Genomic DNA, 17015 nt, shown 5'->3' on the forward strand with positions numbered 1-17015 from the left:
CAGCCGAGCGCCGTCGAGTGTCCACGACACGCCGCACGGGCACCCGACGCAACGGCGTGTCCTGGACAGTCGATGCCTCGCGTGGGTCGCTGCCCCGCGCCCGGTTCAGGTCAGCGCGTCGCGACGCCACAGGGCCGCGGCCGCGGCGAGGTCGTCGGCGTACGTCGACAGGCGCAGCGCCCGCGTGGTCAGCGCCGTGGCGCGCTCGGACTCGGTGTTCTCGTAGTCGTCGGCGAGATGCGTCGAACCCGATGCCTGCACGCGGCAGAACGCCGCGGCACGATCCAGCGCGACGGCGAAGTCGCCCTCGAACAGCCCGCGCAGGATCGTGTCGATGAGCTGCACGAGTTCTTCAGGACCCGCCGGCGCGGGCGCGCCCACCACGACCGGGTCGACCGTCGCCATCTCCACCCGACCACGCTCGAAGAGCAGGGCGGCGGTGGCGGCGTCGTCGTGGATCATGAGCTGGAGCAGGTAGAGCCGCCACAGCGCCCCGGGCAGCGACCGGGCGGGCGAACGCGACCACAGTTCGGCGATGTCGTCGATGCCGTGGTCGTCGGTGAAGGCGACGAGCCGCTCGACGACGTCGACGCTCGGATCGGCGCGCACGCGCGACAGGAGCGCGTGCGCGGTGCTGTGCGCGACGCGTGAGACCTCAGCCGGGTCTTCCGCCGAGAAGAGGCGGTCGAAGAGCTCGGCGGGACGCCGGACGGGCTTGTGGAACTCGCGAGGAGAATCGCTCATCGTTCCAGGCTAGAGCGTGCGCGACGACGCCCGGGCCGGGTGGAGGGACCGTTCAGGCGGTGGCCACCGCGACGACGGGAGCCGAACTCGGCGTGCCGTCGGGCGATCCGCCGGCGGGCTCCACGGTGACGGCGATGACGTCGCCGGAGTGGAACTCGCCCTGCAGCACCGCGGTCGCCTTGCCCTCGGCATCCGTCGAGAAGATCCCCGCGGCGATGGGGGTGTCGTCGCGGACGAACCACAGCTCGTACGTCTTGTCGCTGGGCAGCGTCGACATCTTGTCGGTCACGAGGACGCTCTGCCCCGTGGAGGCCGACCAGTGCGCCGTCACGACGGCACCGTCGGGCATGGTCGCCGTCGCCGACTGCGCGTCGGGCGCCGTGGTGACCTGCTCGAGCGCGACGAGCGACGCGGGACGTGTGAGCTGCTGCCCGATCGTGACCGCGCCGAAGCCCAGGACGAGGACGGCGACCAGCGACGCGGCCAGCGTGAACCAGCGGCGCAGTCCCCAGCCGCTCGACGCGGACGGACCGACGGTCACGGCCTCCTGCTCGGGCTCGATCGGCGCGGGGCCCGCGGCGGCGAAGTCCTCGAGCAGGTCGCGGTCGTCGACCGGGGCAGCGGACTCCTGCGGAAGGTCGGAGATACGCGCCAGGAGCGAGGCGCGAATGGATGCCGGGGGCTCGACCGGTTCGACGGTCGCGCTGATCGCGGCGACGGCGTCGGCGGCATCCCGAACGTGGGAAGACCAGTGCGGGTTGCCCGCCAAAGCCTCCTGGTACGCGCGTTCGTCCGCATCGGAAAGCGCGTTCAGCGCGTGACCGGCAGCGAGGTCGGCGAAATCCCTCTCGTTCACTTGTCCACCCCCATCTCGATTCTCAAGCGCGACAGGCCGTCACGCATCCTGGTCTTGACCGTTCCGAGCGGTGCCCCGACGAGGGTCGCGATCTCACTCTGGCTGTACCCGCCGAAATAGGCGAGCGTGAGTGCTTCCTTCTGGGCGTCGGGAAGCGTCGCGAGTGCATCGACGACGCGCCGCCCTTCGATTTTCAGTTCTACCTTCTCGGAGACGTCATCGAAAGCGACGTCCATATCCCGGAAGCCCACGCGTACGTCGCGATCAACGCTCGACTGCGACGACCGCACGCGGTCCACCGCTCGTCGGTGCGCGATCGTGAGCACCCACGATCTTCCTTGACCTTTGTTCGGAGTGAAGCGCGCGGCGGATTGCCAGATCTCCAGAAACACCTCCTGGAGCACTTCCTCGCTCTGCGACCGGTCGACGAGCACTCGCAGGATGAGTCCGAACGCGCGAGCCGACAGGGTGTCGTACAGCTCCGCGAAAGCGGTGCGGTCGCCGATGGCGACCTTCTGCAGCAATTCTCCGACGTGGTCGACGCGGTCCGCCCCGTCATCCGGGAGAGAGAAACCGTCGATCACCATGACATCCAGCATGCCGCACGCGCACGGGACTTCCCTTACTCGCGCGCGCGTGGCGCGCATGAGGTACGCAACCGTGACTCGGACGCATCCGAGACGGGTACCGCCGCACACCCCCGGCATCCCGAAAAACATTCTGAAGAATATTTATGCGGCCCCGATCTGGCTTTTTCGTGATTCTTGGATGCCGAATCGGGTGCGTTCCGCAACAATCCGCAATCCGATTGCGAGGGGGTCCCGAAGACCCTGTGTACGCCGCAATACGGCGAACCGCCCCCCGCACCGGGGTGTCTTGAACGGGTCGCAGCCGCGGTCCGAACGATTTCGGAGGAATGTCATGCTGAAGAACAAGAAGCCTGTCGTCGCCGGTCTCGCCCTCGTGCTGGGTTCGGCCTTCGCTCTCACCGCATGTTCGGGTGGCTCCACCACCGCCGGCGGAACCACCGAGGAGTCCACCGCTCCCTCCATGGCCGCGTCGCCCTCGGCGTCGTCGAGCATGATGGACCCGGCCGCCAACCTGGTGGGCCCCGGCTGCGCCGACTACGCCGCCGCCGTCCCGTCGGGCGCCGGTTCGGTCGAGGGCATGGCCGCCGACCCCGTGGCCGTCGCCGCGTCGAACAACCCGCTGCTGAAGACGCTCACCGCGTCGGTCAGCGGCCAGCTCAACCCCAACGTGAACCTCGTCGACACCCTCAACGGTGGCGAGTTCACGGTCTTCGCTCCGGTCGACGACGCGTTCGCCAAGATCGACGCCGCCACCATCGACACCCTGAAGACCGACTCCGACCTCCTGACCAAGATCCTCACGTACCACGTGGTCCCCGGCCAGATCGCCCCGGACGCGATCGATGGCACGCACACCACGGTCGAGGGCCAGGACGTCACCGTCTCGGGCTCGGGCGACTCGATCAAGGTCAACGACGCCAACGTCATCTGCGGTGGCGTGCAGACCGCCAACGCGACCGTGTACCTCATCGACTCGGTGCTGATGCCCCCGGCCATGTGATCTCACATGTCCGGACCGATCACTGATTGATCGGACCTGACGGCGAGCGCCGGACCCCAGGCGAGGGGGTCCGGCGCTCGCTCTTCGTGCGTTCAGCCGCCCACGACCCGCACGATCTCGTCTTGGACGAGGCGGGCCGCCGTGGGCCCGGCGTTCATGAACCACGGGTCGAAGTCGACCACGGTGGTCCGCCCGGCGGCGACGGCGTCGAGCGTCGCCCACAGCGGGGCGGACTCGATGTACGCCACGCCCTGACCGGTTCCGGCGTAGAAGACGTGGTCGGCGTCGGCGAGGTCGATCTGCTCGGCGCTCACGTCCTGCGACGTCTCGTCGAAGCGCTGCGACTCGGGTCGTGCGAGCCCGAGATCCTGCGCGAGGCCGCCCGCGAACGACGGCACGCCCATGATGCGCGTGCGGTCGCCGGTGGACTGCAGGAACGACACGGCCGGCGCCGGGCTCGGAAGCGTCTGCGCGAACGCGGCACTGTCGGCCTGGAGCGCGTCGAGGTTCGCCTGCGCGGCGGATCTCCGCCCGAGAGCGTCCGCGATGAGGAGGAAGTCGCTCTTCCAGTTCACGCCATTGCCCTTGGTGACGACCGTCGGCGCGATGGCGGACAGAGCGTCGTAGATCTCGGTACCCCGCGTCGAGTTGACGAGGATCAGATCGGGCGCCGCCTGCGCGATCGCCTCGAGATCGGGCTCGGTCCGTTCCCCGATGTCGGCCATGCCGTCGAGCTGCGCCGCGTCGGCGGGGAACGCGTCGCGCAGGTACTGCGGCACGAGCCCACTGTTCTCCGCACGCGTGGCCGCGACCGGTACCGCACCGAGAGTGAGGACGGCATCCAACTGACCCGTGGAGACGACCGCGATCCGCTCGGGGGCGGCGGGGATCCGGGTGGTGCCGGCGAAGTGCGCCACCTCGCGCGGGAAGACGCCGTCCGCTTCGCTCGACCCCATGCCGGGTTCGAGCTCGCGCGCCACGACCCACTCGCCGGTGGAACCGGCTTCCGCGTCGGGAAGGGCCGGTGCGGGCGCCGTCGAGGCGCACCCGGCGAGGGCGAGGAGCACGCCGATACTCGCGGCGGCCACGGCGAGGCGTCGCCGGGATCGGAGAGGAGGGGACGGGGAACGATGATGCGACATGTAGTTAGGTTAGCCTTAGCTATATGACGGTGATGAACCCGGGCGCATCGCCGACGGTCACCCTCGTCACGGCCCGGCGGCAGCGCCGACACGTGCGCGCGGTGGTCGCGACCCTCGCGATCGTGGCGCTCCTCGCGGTCGTCGTGGTCATGAGTCTCGCGGTGGGTTCGCGCCCGTTGGCGTTCCCCGATGTCGTCGCCGCGCTCTTCTCGGATCGACGGGATGCCACGGGCGTCATCGTCCACGACCTCCGACTCCCCCGCACCCTCACCGCACTCCTCGTGGGCTCGGCGCTCGGCGTCGCGGGGGTGCTCATGCAGGCGGCGACCCGGAATCCGCTCGCCGATCCGGGGCTCCTGGGGGTGAACGCGGGCGCCGCCGTGGGCGTCGTCGTCGCGATCGCGTTCTTCGGCGTCGGCACCGCCAGCGGATACGTGTGGTTCGCCTTCGCCGGGGCGGCGGGAGCGGCTGCGGCGGTGTACCTCGCGGCCCGTCCCGCCGGTCGCGGCGGCACAGTGGGACTGGTGCTGGCGGGAGTCGCGCTGAGCGCGTGCCTCGGCGCTGTGGTGCGCATCATCACGCTCGCCGACGACGACACGTTCGAGTCGTTCCGGTTCTGGGCGGTGGGGTCGTTCGAGCGCCGGGACACCGACGTCGCCGGCCAGCTCCTCCCCTTCGCCGTCGTCGGCCTGGTGCTGGCGGTGGTCGTGGCGCGCGGCCTCGACCAGCTGCGCCTCGGGAGCGACCTCGCGCGGGCGCTGGGGGTCTCCCCCGCGCTGGTGCTGGTGGCATCCGGGGTCGCGATCACGCTGCTGTGCGCCGTGGCGACCTCCGCCGCAGGCCCCCTGGCCTTCATCGGTCTGCTGGTGGCGCACGTCGTCCGCCGCGCGGGTCCGCCGGGGCTCCGGGCCCAACTCCCCCTCGCCGCGCTCACGGGCGCGACGCTCACGCTCGCGAGCGACGTCGTCGGACGTGTCATCGCGGTGCCCGCCGAGGTCGAGGCGGGCATCGTCGCCGCGTTCCTCGGCGCACCCCTCCTGCTGTGGCTCGTGCTGCGGAGGACCACGTCATGAGCTCCGCCGTGCACCGTGTGCGGTCCCGCCGCCGCACGCGCCACGGCGTCGCCGTGGCGATCACGGTCGCGGTCGCTCTCGTCGCGGCGGTCGTCGGTGTGCTGACCGGCTCGTTCCAGGCGTCACCGACGGAAGTGGCATCCGCTCTGCAGGGGGACGGCGACGCCCGCACGACGCTGGTCGTCGTGGGCATGCGGATGCCACGGATCGCGGCGGCTCTGCTGATCGGCGCGGCGCTGGGACTGGCGGGCGCGGTGTTCCAGACGCTCGCGCGGAACCCTCTCGCGAGTCCCGACATCGTGGGCTTCAGCGCCGGGTCGGCCACGGGCGCGCTCATCGGCCTGACGCTCATCGCTCCTACCGCGTCGCCCGCGCCCGGCGCGTGGATCGGTGGACTGTCGACGGTCGCGGTCGTGATGCTCATCGCGCGGAAGGCGGGAGTGTCGAAGGAGCGCACGATCCTCGCGGGCATCGCCCTCGCGATCCTCTTGGCCGCGGTGAACGACTACCTGCTCACCCGCGCGCCGCTGGAGATCGCCCGCAACGCGAGCCAGTGGCTGTACGGGAGCCTCGCCGCCACGTCGGGCGCGGACGTCCTCACGCTCGCCGCGTCGGTCGGTGTTCTCGGGATCGGCATCGTCGCGGTGCACGGCGACTTCCGCGCCATCGAGCTCGGCGATGACACCGCGCGGGCGCTGGGCGTGCGCCTGGGGCGCGTGCGCCTGTTCCTCATCGTGGTCGCCGCCCTCCTCACCGGCACCGCGACCGCCGTCGCCGGGCCCATCGGGTTCGTCGCCCTCGCCGCGCCGCAGCTCGCGCGACGGGTGACCGGGGCCAGTGGCATCCCCCTCGTCGCCTCCGCGGTGACCGGCGCGACCGTGCTGCTCGTCGCCGACGTGATCGCGCAGCGTGCCTTGGCGCCGCTGCAGATCCCGGTGGGGCTGCTCACGGGCGTGGTGGGCGGGGCGTATCTGTTCTGGGTCGTGGCGCGCGGGCGGCGGTGACGGCTGGTGCGCGATGAGGCGGCGGGTGCCGCGGCCGTCGGCAGCGGTCGTTCGTGGCCCCGGGGCGATGGACGTGGACCCGGGGCCACGCGCGGACGCGGGCACCCCGCGACCCCCGGTAGGGTGGATGCCACGGGCCTCTAGCTCAGTCGGTAGAGCATCGGACTTTTAATCCGCGGGTCGTGGGTTCGAGCCCCACGGGGCCCACCATGTTGCGCTTACTCGAAATATCGTCCAAAGCGATGTTTAGGATTTCGCGTGACTCCTGAGACATCGAAGCACCCTCGCCATCGGCGGGGGTGCGTTGCTTTTGGAATGCGTCATCTGCTGCCATGAGGGCGTCGAACGGTGCGTTGAGTTCGGCTCCCGTCACTTCGTCGGCTTGAACGTAGAGTCGCCGAAACAGAGCCTGGTTCATTAGCCGGCGGATCTCATCCGTGGCACTCGCGTAGACCTCGCCGGGGCGCTCCAGGAACGACACGGCAGCGTCAACGTAGTCCAGAACATCTGCGAGCTTGCGTTCGACATTGTCGAGCTGCGCTGTCATGATGGCGCGCTGCTTCGTGATCGCCGAGACCCGCTTCTGGATCGTCGCGCGAGGGATCAGGCCATCAGCGGCCAAGTCGAGCAGGTTCTGCTCCTGCGTATCCAACTTCGTCAAGTTCGCATTGACCTGTTGGTGCAGCGAGCGCGTAGCCCGCTGATCCTCTTCCACTGTCCGTTGGATGCCCTCTCGAAGCGCCCGCGAGAAGGCTTCCGTCACCTGCTGTCGCTGCCAGAAACGAACGACCGCATCTTCCAGCCGGGGAAGCTGAATGTAAGGGGCATCGCACAGGTGTTCCTGACGCCGCCTGCAGAAGAAGTACTGGTAGTCGCCGCCTCGCCCGCGCACATTGGCCATGATCATCCAGCCGATCGTTCCGTCCGTGTCAAAGCATCGCCCACAGAACAAGCTGCCTTTCAGGTAATGATCGTGCGTGCGCCTGCGCTCCCCCGTGCTCTGCGACGCGATCACCTCTTGCACCCGCGCGAACACTTCGCCGTTGACCAGAGCGTCGTGCCGCCCCTCGTAGACCTGATCCTTCAGGCGCGCCAGACCGAGGTAGTACGGGTCCTGGAGCAGGCGCTGTAACTGATTCTCAGAGATCGGACCTGCTGGGCGCGCGCTCGTAGCTCGAGTTGTCAGCCCACGCGCCGTGAGCTCATCTACGAGTGCGGGGATGCTGTACTTCCCCGATGCGTAGAGCTCGAAGGCGATAGCCACGAGCGGGGCTCGCTCCTTGTCAAACTGGACCGTGCGCACCTCACGATCCTCAACGCGCACACCGACGTTCTCGTAGCCAAGCGGCGCGCGGAAGACCGTGCCACCCTTCTTTGCCTTCTCTCCGAGCTTGTAGCTGATGTCAGCGCCATCCTCCGCTGACCGGTACTGGTTGAACGAGGACAGGATGCCTTGCATCAGCTGGCCCACGGGCGTGGCATCGATCTGCTCGGTCGCCGAGACCAGGATCACGTTGTGCTGTTGCAGCGTCATCATGGTGTTCACCTCGTCGTACCGGTTTCGGTGCAACCGCGACAGCTTGTATACGAGCACGACGTCCACATCGCGCTGCTCACGAATACGAGCAAGCATCTGCTGGAATGCAACGCGCTTCGACATCTCGGTGCCCGTGCGCCCCGGCTCAACGTACTCGTCGACAATCTCGAAGCCCTGCTGCTGGGCCTTCTGCTCGCACGCGAGCCGCTGGGCCGGCAGTGAGATCCCTTCGGGATCGAAATCGGTAGATACCTGGCGTTTGCTACTGACGCGCAGGTACAGGACCGCGCGAAGAGGTTTGGCTCCGTCGGGGAAGCCCTGGTGGCCCGCTGCGCGAGCGTGACGCCCACGCTTTAGCTGCGGGGCGTTTGCGTACACGAGCGCGCTGCCACGCGGCTCCTCGGATGATTCGTTTTCGAGGTTCATATGCTCCTCCCTTCTCCGCGCATGAGGCGGACTTAACTTCTTGATTTACGCTCACTTCACCTCTTAAGTCGAGATGTTTTGCGTTGTGGAATTGTCATCGCTGACCTGGGGAAAACGCGTCATGACGAGACTCCTGGCGATGGCGTGGTGGGTGTGAGGCCAGGCGGCTGGCTGCGTGCCTGGCCCCACACGGTGACGGTTAGTGTTGCCTCTTCCGGTCGGTAGCGGGGTTGAGCGTGATCTGACTGTCGATGAGCAGTCTCATGAACAGTCGGAAGTCGCTTGGCCGCCGGGCCAGGTACTCTTCGCGGGCGACGAAGAGGTCTGGGACTCCGGTTTCCGACATGAAGGTCACGGCGCTGGTGAAGGCGGGCCGGTACCCCTCGCGGTCGCCGTACTCGATGTACTCGGCAATGATGATCACCCCTTTAGCTCTGGCGGCTTTGGCGATGAACTCTCGTTGCCGGGCGAGCGAGTACGTGCCGACGCGGCGGGGTGCCCGGCCGTCTCCTTCGCGGCGTGCCCTCAGGTAGGCGACCCCTGTCCGGTAGGTCTCTCCGAGGTAGTGCTCTTTGTAGATTGACGTGATGTGCATGGTGCGCCTCCTTTCGGCTGAAGCACCGAAGCCGTTCCCTGCCGTCTAGGAACGTCCCCGGTCTGTTTGGTTGTAGGTTCCCCACCCGCGAGCGGTGGAGCCGGTGCCGCCCCGCCGATGTCCCGGACGGGGCGAAGTCTGAGTTCTGGCTACTTGTTGAAGACGTGCCACCATCCGTCGAGGCGGACCAGGTCGTAGGTGTCGAAGATCTGGATGTCGATGGCGGCATGGTTCCAAGTGAGGTGGTCTTCGGGGATGCCCTGGGCCTTCATGACGTCGTTGACCGCGTCGAGCCAGCCGAGGCCTTCGAGGACGTCGCGGCGGAAGTGACTGAAGTCTTCCCACGCGTCGACGTACGCGGCCGAGAACTTCTCGTCCAGGTCGTAGGCCGCCGCGTCGGTGTCGGAGAGCAGCAGGAACGCAGCGAACCCAGCGCCTCCTCGCTTGGTGAGGTCGAGAACGCGGAGGGCATGGTCCGGGTCGACAAGGGTGGCGAGGGCGGCATCGATGGCAGCGGCTGCTTCGGGGCCGAACCGGTCGTCCTTCCAGGAGTGTTCCTCGGGTCCGTGATCTGCGGGTGGCGGCGTCTCAGGACTCATGACGCCTCCTCACCTGGCTCGGTTATGTCACCCTGAAGCGGGGTGACGGTGGTCACGAACTCGCCCGGGGTGATGAGCGTGAACAGCCGGTTCGGGAGCGTCGAGTCCTCCGCGATGGCTGCCGTGAGCCGGGCGACGCGCCGCTGGGTGGGCACGACCCACAGCACCCGCGGGAACACGCCGTGCTCGACTTGGGCGCGGCCGGTGGCCTTGTAGGCGGCGTAGGTGTGGCATTTCTGGACGAGCACGGGCAGGCTCTCGGTGCCGCGGTCGATCTCGAGGTACCAGTGATCGTCGAAGTCCTGGGCGGCGACGGTGGCGAACAGGTCGGGCTTCAGGATGGCGGTCCGCCCCTGCGGGGTGAGGAAGCTGCGCCAGGCGTCCGGCTCGACCTGTAGTTCGGCGACCTCGAGGTCGCTTTCGGTCGCGAGTTCGTGGAGGGTGATGGCGGTGTCGGTGATCTGCAGGGTGTGTTCAAGGAAGGGCCAGGCGGGGTCGGCATAGCGGCGCCGGGGTCCGTTCGTCTTCCTTGTAAGGCGTTCGCCGGCGACGTCGAGGTGCCAGATGTAGGCAGCGGAGCCGTGGGGGTGGCCACCGACGCGGCGTTCGAGCCGGGTGATGAGGCGCCGCTCGAGGAGGCGGTCGAGGACGCGGAGGGTTGCGCGGGTGGCGGCGTCTTGGCTGGTGTGGCCGGTGAAGTAGCGGCGCCGGGCCTGGCTGGTGGTGGCGTAACGGAACTGAGCCAGGAACCCGAGGATGTCGCGGTCGCGGTCGGAGAGCGTTTCCTTGAGTAGTGCAAGCTGAGCCTGGCTGATGCGCGGGGCGGTGTGGTCGCTGTTCATCGGGTTGCCTCGCTCTCCGGTCGCCACCCCTGAGACTTAGGGGATCCCGCCAGGGGCGGGATAGTCGGCTCCCGTACGGATCCGAGATCGGCGTGAGGACGGGCAAGTCGGGCGGAATCCGTGGAAGTGATCCGATGGGCGATCCGACACCCCCTCGCCTCTTCTAGAGGGCTCATTTCGGGCTCCGTTTCGTGCGCCCGATTGGCTCGTCATCACCCTCGTCACCCTGTCCATCACCATGCGCGTCACCCTCCGCCGTCACCCTCTGGGCGGGCTGCGACAATGGAGCGGGCTGGGCTCCGTAGCGGGCGGCGGCTTCGGCGATGACGGCATCGGCGGACGAGACCGCTTTCGGGGGTGGGAGAACGCGGGCGGAGAACCAGCCGGTGCGGGTGCCGTGGTGCTGCAGGCTGGTGTAGATCTCGTAGGGCGGGAGCCGGGAGAAGTCCTCGGCGTCGAGACCAGTAAGACGGGCGGCGGTTTTCGCCTCGGCATCCTCTTGTCCGAAGAGAATTTTGTTCCTCGCATTCGCGTCAATCGCGTCGAGAAGCTTCGGAGGCATCTGGCCACGGTGCTGGTGAGCGAGGTGCCAGGCGGCTCCGAGGGAGCGGGATTGTTCGAGGGCTTCGGCGAGGTCGCCGAGGTGAAGGAAGTTCTGGGCCTCGTCGATGTAGATGCCCACCGGTGCACGCTCGTCCTTCGGGACAGCAGAGCGGGCTTGGATGAGCTGCCACAGCTGCGCCACCACGAGCGATCCGAGCAGCGACGCCGTCTGGATACCCAGGAGACCCTTGTTCAGGCTGACGACCAGGATGCGGCGCTTGTCGAACAGTTCCTCCAACCGAAAGGCAGGGTTCGTCTGCTCGAGGACGGCGCGGACGCCGGGGCGTAGGAGGAACTGGCGCAGTCGGGTCATGACGGGGCCGACAGTGTTCGCCTGCTGGCCCGGGCTCTTCTGGTCGTACTGCGCCCAGAAATCCAGCAGCGACGAGTCTTTGACCCGCGCGAGCACAGACCGGCGATACCGCTCATCCGTGAGGAGTCTCGGCAGCGCGGCCAGGGACGCGTCCGGGGCGTAGGTCAGGGTCAGGAAGGACGCGTGGAGCGTGTCGGACGTCAGCGGGCCGAAGGCGTTCGGGAACAGACCGCGGAACAGGTCAAGCATGATCTCCGCTACTAGCGGACGACGCTCATCCCCCTCGGGTCCGGTAAGGCCCGCGAACGGATTGATGCCGGAGGGCCGCTCCATAAACGGATCCACGATCGCCACCTCTCCCGTGCGGTGCTCCGGGATGAGCGACAGCGTGTCCATCGCCAGGTCGCGCTTCGGGTCGATGACCACCACCGACCGACCGGCGTCGATGTCGGCCTTGATGAGGTGCAGCAGCAACGTGCTCTTGCCCGCGCCGGTAGGTCCCTGAACGACGCTGTGGCGCATCGCGTCCTCGATGCGGATCCCGATAGCTGCGGTGGATCCGGGTGCGGTCGCCGTGGCGAAGACGCGTTCCTTTGCTCCGGTGAAGCCGGTTGGTGGTGGGATGAGCTTGGGGTGACGGCTGGGCAGGCCCGGGAGGTCGCCGTCCTGGGTCGGCCAGGCCAGCAGCGGCAGAAGCTCTTCGGATGTGAGCGCGAGGGGCTGACGCAGCGGCACGAGGCCGGCGTCGAGGTTGGCAGGGTTCTTCGTGGTGAGGGAAATTTTCACGCCGCTGGACTGCAGGGTACGGATGGCCGCGAGCAGGCTGTGGACGAGCAGACGCCTGCGCACCGGGGAGGGACTGGTGACGCCGATACGGATGACGGCGCGGAATCGGTACTGGGCGAGCTTGTCCTGCATTCGGGAGCGCACCGCCGTCGGCGCGGGCGACGCGCCACGTAGCAGCAACCCCGCCAGCGAGGTGCTCGGGTCTGGTGCAGCCGTGTGCAGCACCTCCGGAGCGAGCGCCCGACCGAGCACGACTTGCAGAACGAGGACATCGTCTTTCCCCGTCGCTCCGGAGAGCGCGGCGAGCACGGCTCGCAGGCTCTGCCCGTGCGCATCGACCGACAGCGCCAAGTGACGCCCGGTGATACGGATGCGGCCGGCGCGCTCGACAACGGCGCGGGGCTCGACAGGGGCCACCGTGGTGACGCCCGGAATGAGGCGACGCAGGGTCGACATCGCGGCGGAGAGATCCGTAGGGTCACCGCCAATGAGATGACGGATCTTCCCGGCTTCGGTGCGGGCCTCCCAGACCAGCCCACCACGAGCCGGGTCGGCAGCGAGGGCACGGAGGAACCCGAGGAGCTGCTGCTCGTCGATGGGCGGCTGGAAGTGAAGTTCACGCCACTGGGTCATGCGTCGCCCTCTTCTGACCCGACGTCGCTGAGCACGTCAGGTTCGGGTTCCGTGATCGACGACCCGTCGGAGGTTCCGCGCTCTCGCTGCTCCATGGCAGCGTGCTCGAGGAGAGCACGGGCGAGTTTCTCGTAGTCGGGCTGTTCCCGGCGTTCGCCCACCACACGGATGCGGTACTGGCGTCGGGGCCGTCCCCGACCCCGCTTCGGCGACGAACACCGGCTCATCGGGTGCCTCCTACCGAAACCAGCGGTCGCGCCGAAACCGGAGAGCGACCACCGTGACGGTGATGACGCCCGCGAGGACGACGGCGATGAGGAGCCAGACCCAGATCTGCTGGATGAGCCAGACGGCGAGCCACAGCAGGAACGCGGCGAACGCCACCATCGCGCAAGCGGACACGAACCGGCCGAGGACGGTCTTCTCGGATGAGGACATCAGGAACCTCCGAAGGGATGAAGGACATCTGGATCAGGTCAGGCACGGTCGGCCTCCGAACGGGGGTCGAGATCGCGAGGCGGTAGCGAGTCGCTGGGGACCGGGTAGCCGGGAATGGTGATGTCGCTCTCCACCTGATCGCCCCAGACGTGCCACCCAAGCGGGCCGGGCCGACGGGCGAAGAGTTCCAGATGCGGGCCGGGGCTGAGGCGCTCGATCATGACGTGGACCTCCTCCGGCTTATGGGAGTGGTCCTGGCGGGGCAGCATCGTGAAGCTGCGCTGCCCGCGGAACTTGACGGGGAGCTTCCCGCGGACGCCGAGCAGTAGGGTCTCGTGGGCGTGGCGGAAGTACTGGCCGAGGCCCATCTGGTCTTTGCCCCAGACGAACTCGTCCTTGAACTCGAACCCCCAGGCCCGCATCACGTCTTCGGCTACGTAGCGGGTCGCGGGGTAACACCAGAGGTACAGGTGAGCATTGGCTGCGGCGAGGTCGGCGACAGGCATCGCTTTGATGGCTTCAAGGCTCAGGAGCGGGTACTTCGTCCCGGCGCCGAGCCTGCCCTCCTGCCCTGGCTTCCAGGGCGGATCGGCGAGGATCGTCTGGTAGCGGCGGAGACAATCCGGCGAGTGTGGTTCGGGGTCCTTCTCCGGGGTGTCGGGGTGATCAGTGTTGCTATTGGTTGTGTGCATGGAACCCTCCTTCCTGCAGCGGTCTTCTTCGTTCACCGGGGCGCGGGTTGCGCTGGTCCGGCGGCTGCCCCATCACGTATGAGGCATGAGGTTCGAATCGCCAAGTGTCCGATCGGGATGAACAGGGGTAGAGAAAGCCCGGGGCGGTGAGTGTCAGGAATGTTCTGAGCTCGCCGCCCCGAGTTTGGGATGGGATTAGTTCTTCGGGATCTCGCCGCGTGCTAGGTACGACTCTCGGATGAGGGCTTTGCGGGCTTCGTGGGCGTCGGCGCCGAGCGCAGCGGACAGGTCGAGGATGGTGCGACGGAGCTCCGCCTGCGTCCGGTCCAGTTCGGCTTCGATGGCTAGCTGGTTTCGCTGCTCGCGTCTCTCATGCCAGTCGTCGAGGACACCCAGCGCCCAGCTCAACAGCAAGCCGAGCGCTGTGCCCACGACGATTCCGCCGAGGACTTGCGACACCACGTTCCACACATCGGGCATCACGACCACCGTCTGATCGCCGAGCCCGCCGCCAGCGTGTAGCTGTCGACGATCTCCCGGTATCGGGCCTCGCCAAGCGGCGCGACCGTGATGAGGTGCTGTTCGAGCGCCGTCAGAGCGCCAACGTGCTCGAGCGCGGTGTGGGTGATGAACGCCCGCCCGTCCTCGGTCAGCTTCGCGATGATCGCTCGGGACTGCACCCGCTCGACTTCGCGTCGCGTCTGACGCTGGAGGCCGAGGCTCAGCTGTGTCTGACCGGACGAACTGAGACCGCCGCCGAGCGATGACAGCTCCTTCGAAGTGTTCAACATCGTGTATCTCCTTCCTGTGTTGTGCGGAGAAGCTCCGCACATCCAGGCTCGGAGACGTCGCGGATGCCGTCACTGACACGAAAATGACACGATGGTGCCGTGAAGGACGACCCGCTACGTCGCGAGATCGAAGCTGAGTTACGAGCGCTGCGAACGAAGCCGATACCGCTTTCCCTAGAGAACATCGCCACGTCCTACGCGCTCACCGACGCGATCGGTCGAGGAAGCACCGAACGGGCCCTGAGCGTCATGATGGACGCGTTGGCTCAACACGGCAGCGAACCGGCCAGCGACATCGGCGCCTATTTCGAGACCTGCGGCATCGGGCTCGAGGGAGAAAGCCTGAACCAGCGACTGGAGGCGTACGAACGGGTGCATTTCGTCGATCGTCGGACGGGCCTTCGTCGTAGTGACCGTGGCGCGAACAAGCTCAGCATTATCCTCAGGGATGCGGCGGCACTCGACCGTCCGTGGGCAAAGCTCGTCGTCACGGAGATGCACGGCGGTGTCACTATGGGCCTACTGCTGGACATCCCAAAGAGCGCACAGTGGCGCAGGCCGCACGTTTACATAAACGGCGAGCAGGTCGAGCGGGAGTTCGAACTCCACGACTCGAAGAAGGGCGACCATTTCCTCAGCACCAAGGAGCGCTTTGACGACATTCCCCTCCGGAGCGTAGAGCCAGGAGAGGATGAGTTCGAAGCGCATGTGTTCTGGATCATGCCCATATGGCCGGTCTGGGGTATCAGTACCAGCCTCGCAACACCTGGGCTGGGGTCTGCGTTCATCACAGAACGCGAATCCGGGGCGACAGCGACTCTCTGGCGTTGAGGAATTTGCGATCATTGACCGCCTTATCACAGCATTCAGAACAGCGACTGCTGCTCGGGGAAGAGCGGCATCGGTCGAAGCTTCGGCGCGATGAAATTTACGCCGAGTCTGACTTGCACTCTAATTGCCGAGTGATCTGTTATTCCACTCGTGCGAGATTCGTGCAGATACTCGAAATCTTCCACCATGGAGATTAATCGATCACTAGCCCATCCATGATCAAATGTATACCCCTCCCCGCTTGGAGATATCCAGGTCGACTGCGGTGGTTGTCCAGTTAGAACTGACATATCTCGAAAACGAGCTTGCTCTAGCCTCGTAAGCCAATCGTATTCGGATGCAAGTTGAGGAAATCCCTTCGGGTTCTGACCATGGGGCACGATGTTCAGATCACCTAGAAGAAGCACCGGGTGGGATACGGAGAGTTCTCGCAATGTCTCCCCCCAAATCTTCATGTATGTGAACTTCCTCTCAAGTTTCATCGGATCATTACCTCTTGTGGGGAGGTACATTCCCACAACAAGAATTGAAGCCTCCGCGCCACTCACTTCCGCGATCAGGCACCGTCCGGGCAGATAATCCTCTTGCGGTCGCAAGGGACTCGGAACGGCATCGAACCGCGAGAAAATTGCAGTCGCTCGTTCGCGCTGCGTACACTTACCAACCAACGATCGCCACCCTTGCTGGTGGAACCAATTAACAATCGCCGCCGTGCCTGACCCAGAGGATATCTCAGTGAGAATTACCATATCCGCATCGATACTGGGGAACCACGCAACTAACTGATGGGCTCTCGCTAAAGACGGCGATGCGACATTTACTGTGGCGATGGTTATAGACACATTCGTCATTCTATTCGGATTATAACATCAAAAATTGCAGTTACAAGCATCTTGGACTAGCTCGAACTCTTGATTGAAGACCTCAATATGCGAAGGTGCGCTAGCCAGCGAGGCACACCAGGATGCTTTCGAATGTAGGCCGTCACCGAAACCATTCGGTGATGCTTGCCATAGAGTCGCTCGTAGTGGCGTTGCGGAATGGCGACGATCGTATCCACGACCTGGTTGTACGCGCGAGTAAGGTCCTGGAACTGAGCCAGGGTTGGATGCTCGCAGTCTTTCAGCTCACGTTGCCTAGACCTGAGGTTCGCGAGCGAAACGGCGGCGACTGCGTGTTCTTTAGACCGTCCCGCCCAATTCGTCATAAGGTCGAAAACCGTGAGGAACAGAACGGAAATCGAAACTATGCCGAGCACAATGCTTACGCGCAAACTGGCGCCAGCGACAAGAACGTCCACGTCAGTCTGAGCGAACGCAAAGCCGCCCGCACCAACCGACAGAACCATGATTCCAGTCAGAAGAGCATCGTGTCGTCGCGCGTACAGATCGCGCATCTCACAATGCATCGACACCATCTGATAGGCCACTCTCTCTTGCCGCGCAAACTCATCCGTCGCTTTGACCGGGATGTCCTCGGTGCCCTCTGGCGTACGATCAGTTCGATCCACGACGTGCTCC

The 17015-nt window shown here is 66.3% G+C and carries 19 protein-coding genes, 1 tRNA gene and 1 pseudogene; 6 read left to right on the forward strand and 15 right to left on the reverse strand.

All coding sequences use genetic code 11. From position 1 onward, the window contains the following. Window positions 1-105 precede the first annotated feature (105 nt). The 3 genes from BW982_RS13800 to sigK are packed head-to-tail and all read right to left on the reverse strand — an operon-like array spanning window position 106 to window position 2199. Window positions 106-744, reverse strand: a complete 639-nt coding sequence (locus tag BW982_RS13800) for a DNA-directed RNA polymerase subunit beta (protein WP_076494191.1) — start codon at window positions 742-744, stop codon at window positions 106-108. 52 nt (window positions 745-796) lie between these two features. After that, window positions 797-1600, reverse strand: a complete 804-nt coding sequence (locus BW982_RS13805; protein ID WP_076494193.1) for an anti-sigma factor — start codon at window positions 1598-1600, stop codon at window positions 797-799. Further along, complete coding sequence (gene sigK / locus BW982_RS13810) at window positions 1597-2199, reverse strand: ECF RNA polymerase sigma factor SigK (protein ID WP_076494195.1); 603 nt, start codon at window positions 2197-2199, stop codon at window positions 1597-1599. Before sigK ends, BW982_RS13805 begins: the two co-directional genes overlap by 4 nt. 322 nt (window positions 2200-2521) lie before the next feature. Here sigK and BW982_RS13815 point away from each other — a divergent pair, with 322 nt between their 5' ends. Further along, window positions 2522-3190, forward strand: a complete 669-nt coding sequence (locus tag BW982_RS13815) for a fasciclin domain-containing protein (protein WP_076494197.1) — start codon at window positions 2522-2524, stop codon at window positions 3188-3190. 92 nt (window positions 3191-3282) lie between these two features. Here BW982_RS13815 and BW982_RS13820 read toward each other — a convergent pair whose 3' ends face one another. Beyond that, window positions 3283-4332 (reverse strand): ABC transporter substrate-binding protein, encoded by a 1050-nt coding sequence (locus BW982_RS13820; protein ID WP_083696701.1) that lies wholly within the window; start codon window positions 4330-4332, stop codon window positions 3283-3285. Between the two features lie 23 nt (window positions 4333-4355). On the opposite strand from BW982_RS13820, the gene BW982_RS13825 reads away from it, so the two are divergent. From BW982_RS13825 to BW982_RS18535, 4 genes are all read left to right on the forward strand, one after another. Beyond that, window positions 4356-5405 (forward strand): FecCD family ABC transporter permease, encoded by a 1050-nt coding sequence (locus BW982_RS13825; protein WP_076494198.1) that lies wholly within the window; start codon window positions 4356-4358, stop codon window positions 5403-5405. Next, on the forward strand, window positions 5402-6409 hold the full coding sequence (locus BW982_RS13830) for a FecCD family ABC transporter permease (RefSeq protein WP_076494200.1): 1008 nt from the start codon (window positions 5402-5404) through the stop codon (window positions 6407-6409). Before BW982_RS13825 ends, BW982_RS13830 begins: the two co-directional genes overlap by 4 nt. Before the next feature lie 134 nt (window positions 6410-6543). Beyond that, window positions 6544-6619: transfer RNA gene (locus tag BW982_RS13835), tRNA-Lys, on the forward strand. A 466-nt stretch (window positions 6620-7085) separates the two neighbouring features. After that, window positions 7086-7541: a hypothetical protein gene (locus tag BW982_RS18535; protein ID WP_254845602.1), complete on the forward strand. Its 456-nt coding sequence runs from the start codon at window positions 7086-7088 to the stop codon at window positions 7539-7541. Here BW982_RS18535 and BW982_RS18685 read toward each other — a convergent pair. From BW982_RS18685 to BW982_RS13895, 9 genes and pseudogenes are all read right to left on the reverse strand, one after another. Then, window positions 7476-8372 (reverse strand): annotated as a pseudogene (locus BW982_RS18685) (recombinase family protein); the annotation flags it as partial. The gene BW982_RS18535 and the pseudogene BW982_RS18685 overlap by 66 nt on opposite strands. 199 nt (window positions 8373-8571) lie before the next feature. After that, window positions 8572-8967: a recombinase family protein gene (locus BW982_RS13855; protein WP_076494202.1), complete on the reverse strand. Its 396-nt coding sequence runs from the start codon at window positions 8965-8967 to the stop codon at window positions 8572-8574. A gap of 149 nt (window positions 8968-9116) precedes the next feature. Continuing rightward, window positions 9117-9566 carry a hypothetical protein gene (locus BW982_RS13860; protein WP_076494204.1) on the reverse strand — a complete coding sequence of 150 codons (450 nt, stop codon included), beginning with the start codon at window positions 9564-9566 and terminating at the stop codon, window positions 9117-9119. Further along, window positions 9563-10408, reverse strand: a complete 846-nt coding sequence (locus BW982_RS13865; protein WP_083696703.1) for a replication-relaxation family protein — start codon at window positions 10406-10408, stop codon at window positions 9563-9565. Before BW982_RS13865 ends, BW982_RS13860 begins: the two co-directional genes overlap by 4 nt. A gap of 172 nt (window positions 10409-10580) precedes the next feature. Next, window positions 10581-12566 carry a type IV secretory system conjugative DNA transfer family protein gene (locus tag BW982_RS13870; protein WP_175611108.1) on the reverse strand — a complete coding sequence of 662 codons (1986 nt, stop codon included), beginning with the start codon at window positions 12564-12566 and terminating at the stop codon, window positions 10581-10583. A 414-nt stretch (window positions 12567-12980) separates the two neighbouring features. After that, entirely contained in the window at window positions 12981-13181 is a 201-nt protein-coding gene (locus tag BW982_RS13880; RefSeq protein ID WP_076494208.1) for a hypothetical protein, read from the reverse strand. Window positions 13182-13219: 38 nt separating this feature from the next. Beyond that, window positions 13220-13873, reverse strand: a complete 654-nt coding sequence (locus BW982_RS13885) for an MT-A70 family methyltransferase (RefSeq protein ID WP_083696704.1) — start codon at window positions 13871-13873, stop codon at window positions 13220-13222. Between the two features lie 195 nt (window positions 13874-14068). Further along, window positions 14069-14353, reverse strand: coding sequence for a hypothetical protein (locus BW982_RS13890; RefSeq protein WP_139327456.1), 285 nt, complete (start codon window positions 14351-14353; stop codon window positions 14069-14071). Continuing rightward, complete coding sequence (locus tag BW982_RS13895; protein WP_076494212.1) at window positions 14353-14664, reverse strand: hypothetical protein; 312 nt, start codon at window positions 14662-14664, stop codon at window positions 14353-14355. The genes BW982_RS13890 and BW982_RS13895 overlap by 1 nt, the downstream gene beginning before the upstream one ends. Before the next feature lie 99 nt (window positions 14665-14763). Between BW982_RS13895 and BW982_RS13900 the strand changes: the two genes are divergently transcribed. Next, window positions 14764-15495, forward strand: coding sequence for a hypothetical protein (locus tag BW982_RS13900; protein WP_076494213.1), 732 nt, complete (start codon window positions 14764-14766; stop codon window positions 15493-15495). A gap of 35 nt (window positions 15496-15530) precedes the next feature. Here BW982_RS13900 and BW982_RS17850 read toward each other — a convergent pair whose 3' ends face one another. Both BW982_RS17850 and BW982_RS17855 read right to left on the reverse strand, forming a co-directional pair. Further along, a complete protein-coding gene (locus BW982_RS17850) occupies window positions 15531-16337 on the reverse strand; it encodes an endonuclease/exonuclease/phosphatase family protein (protein ID WP_139327457.1) in 807 nt (268 codons plus the stop codon). A 56-nt stretch (window positions 16338-16393) separates the two neighbouring features. Beyond that, window positions 16394-17005 (reverse strand): hypothetical protein, encoded by a 612-nt coding sequence (locus tag BW982_RS17855; RefSeq protein WP_139327458.1) that lies wholly within the window; start codon window positions 17003-17005, stop codon window positions 16394-16396. Window positions 17006-17015: the final 10 nt, after the last annotated feature.

It is taken from the genome of Microbacterium sp. RURRCA19A (assembly GCF_900156455.1).
In the GTDB taxonomy this organism is placed as follows: Bacteria; Actinomycetota; Actinomycetes; order Actinomycetales; family Microbacteriaceae; genus Microbacterium.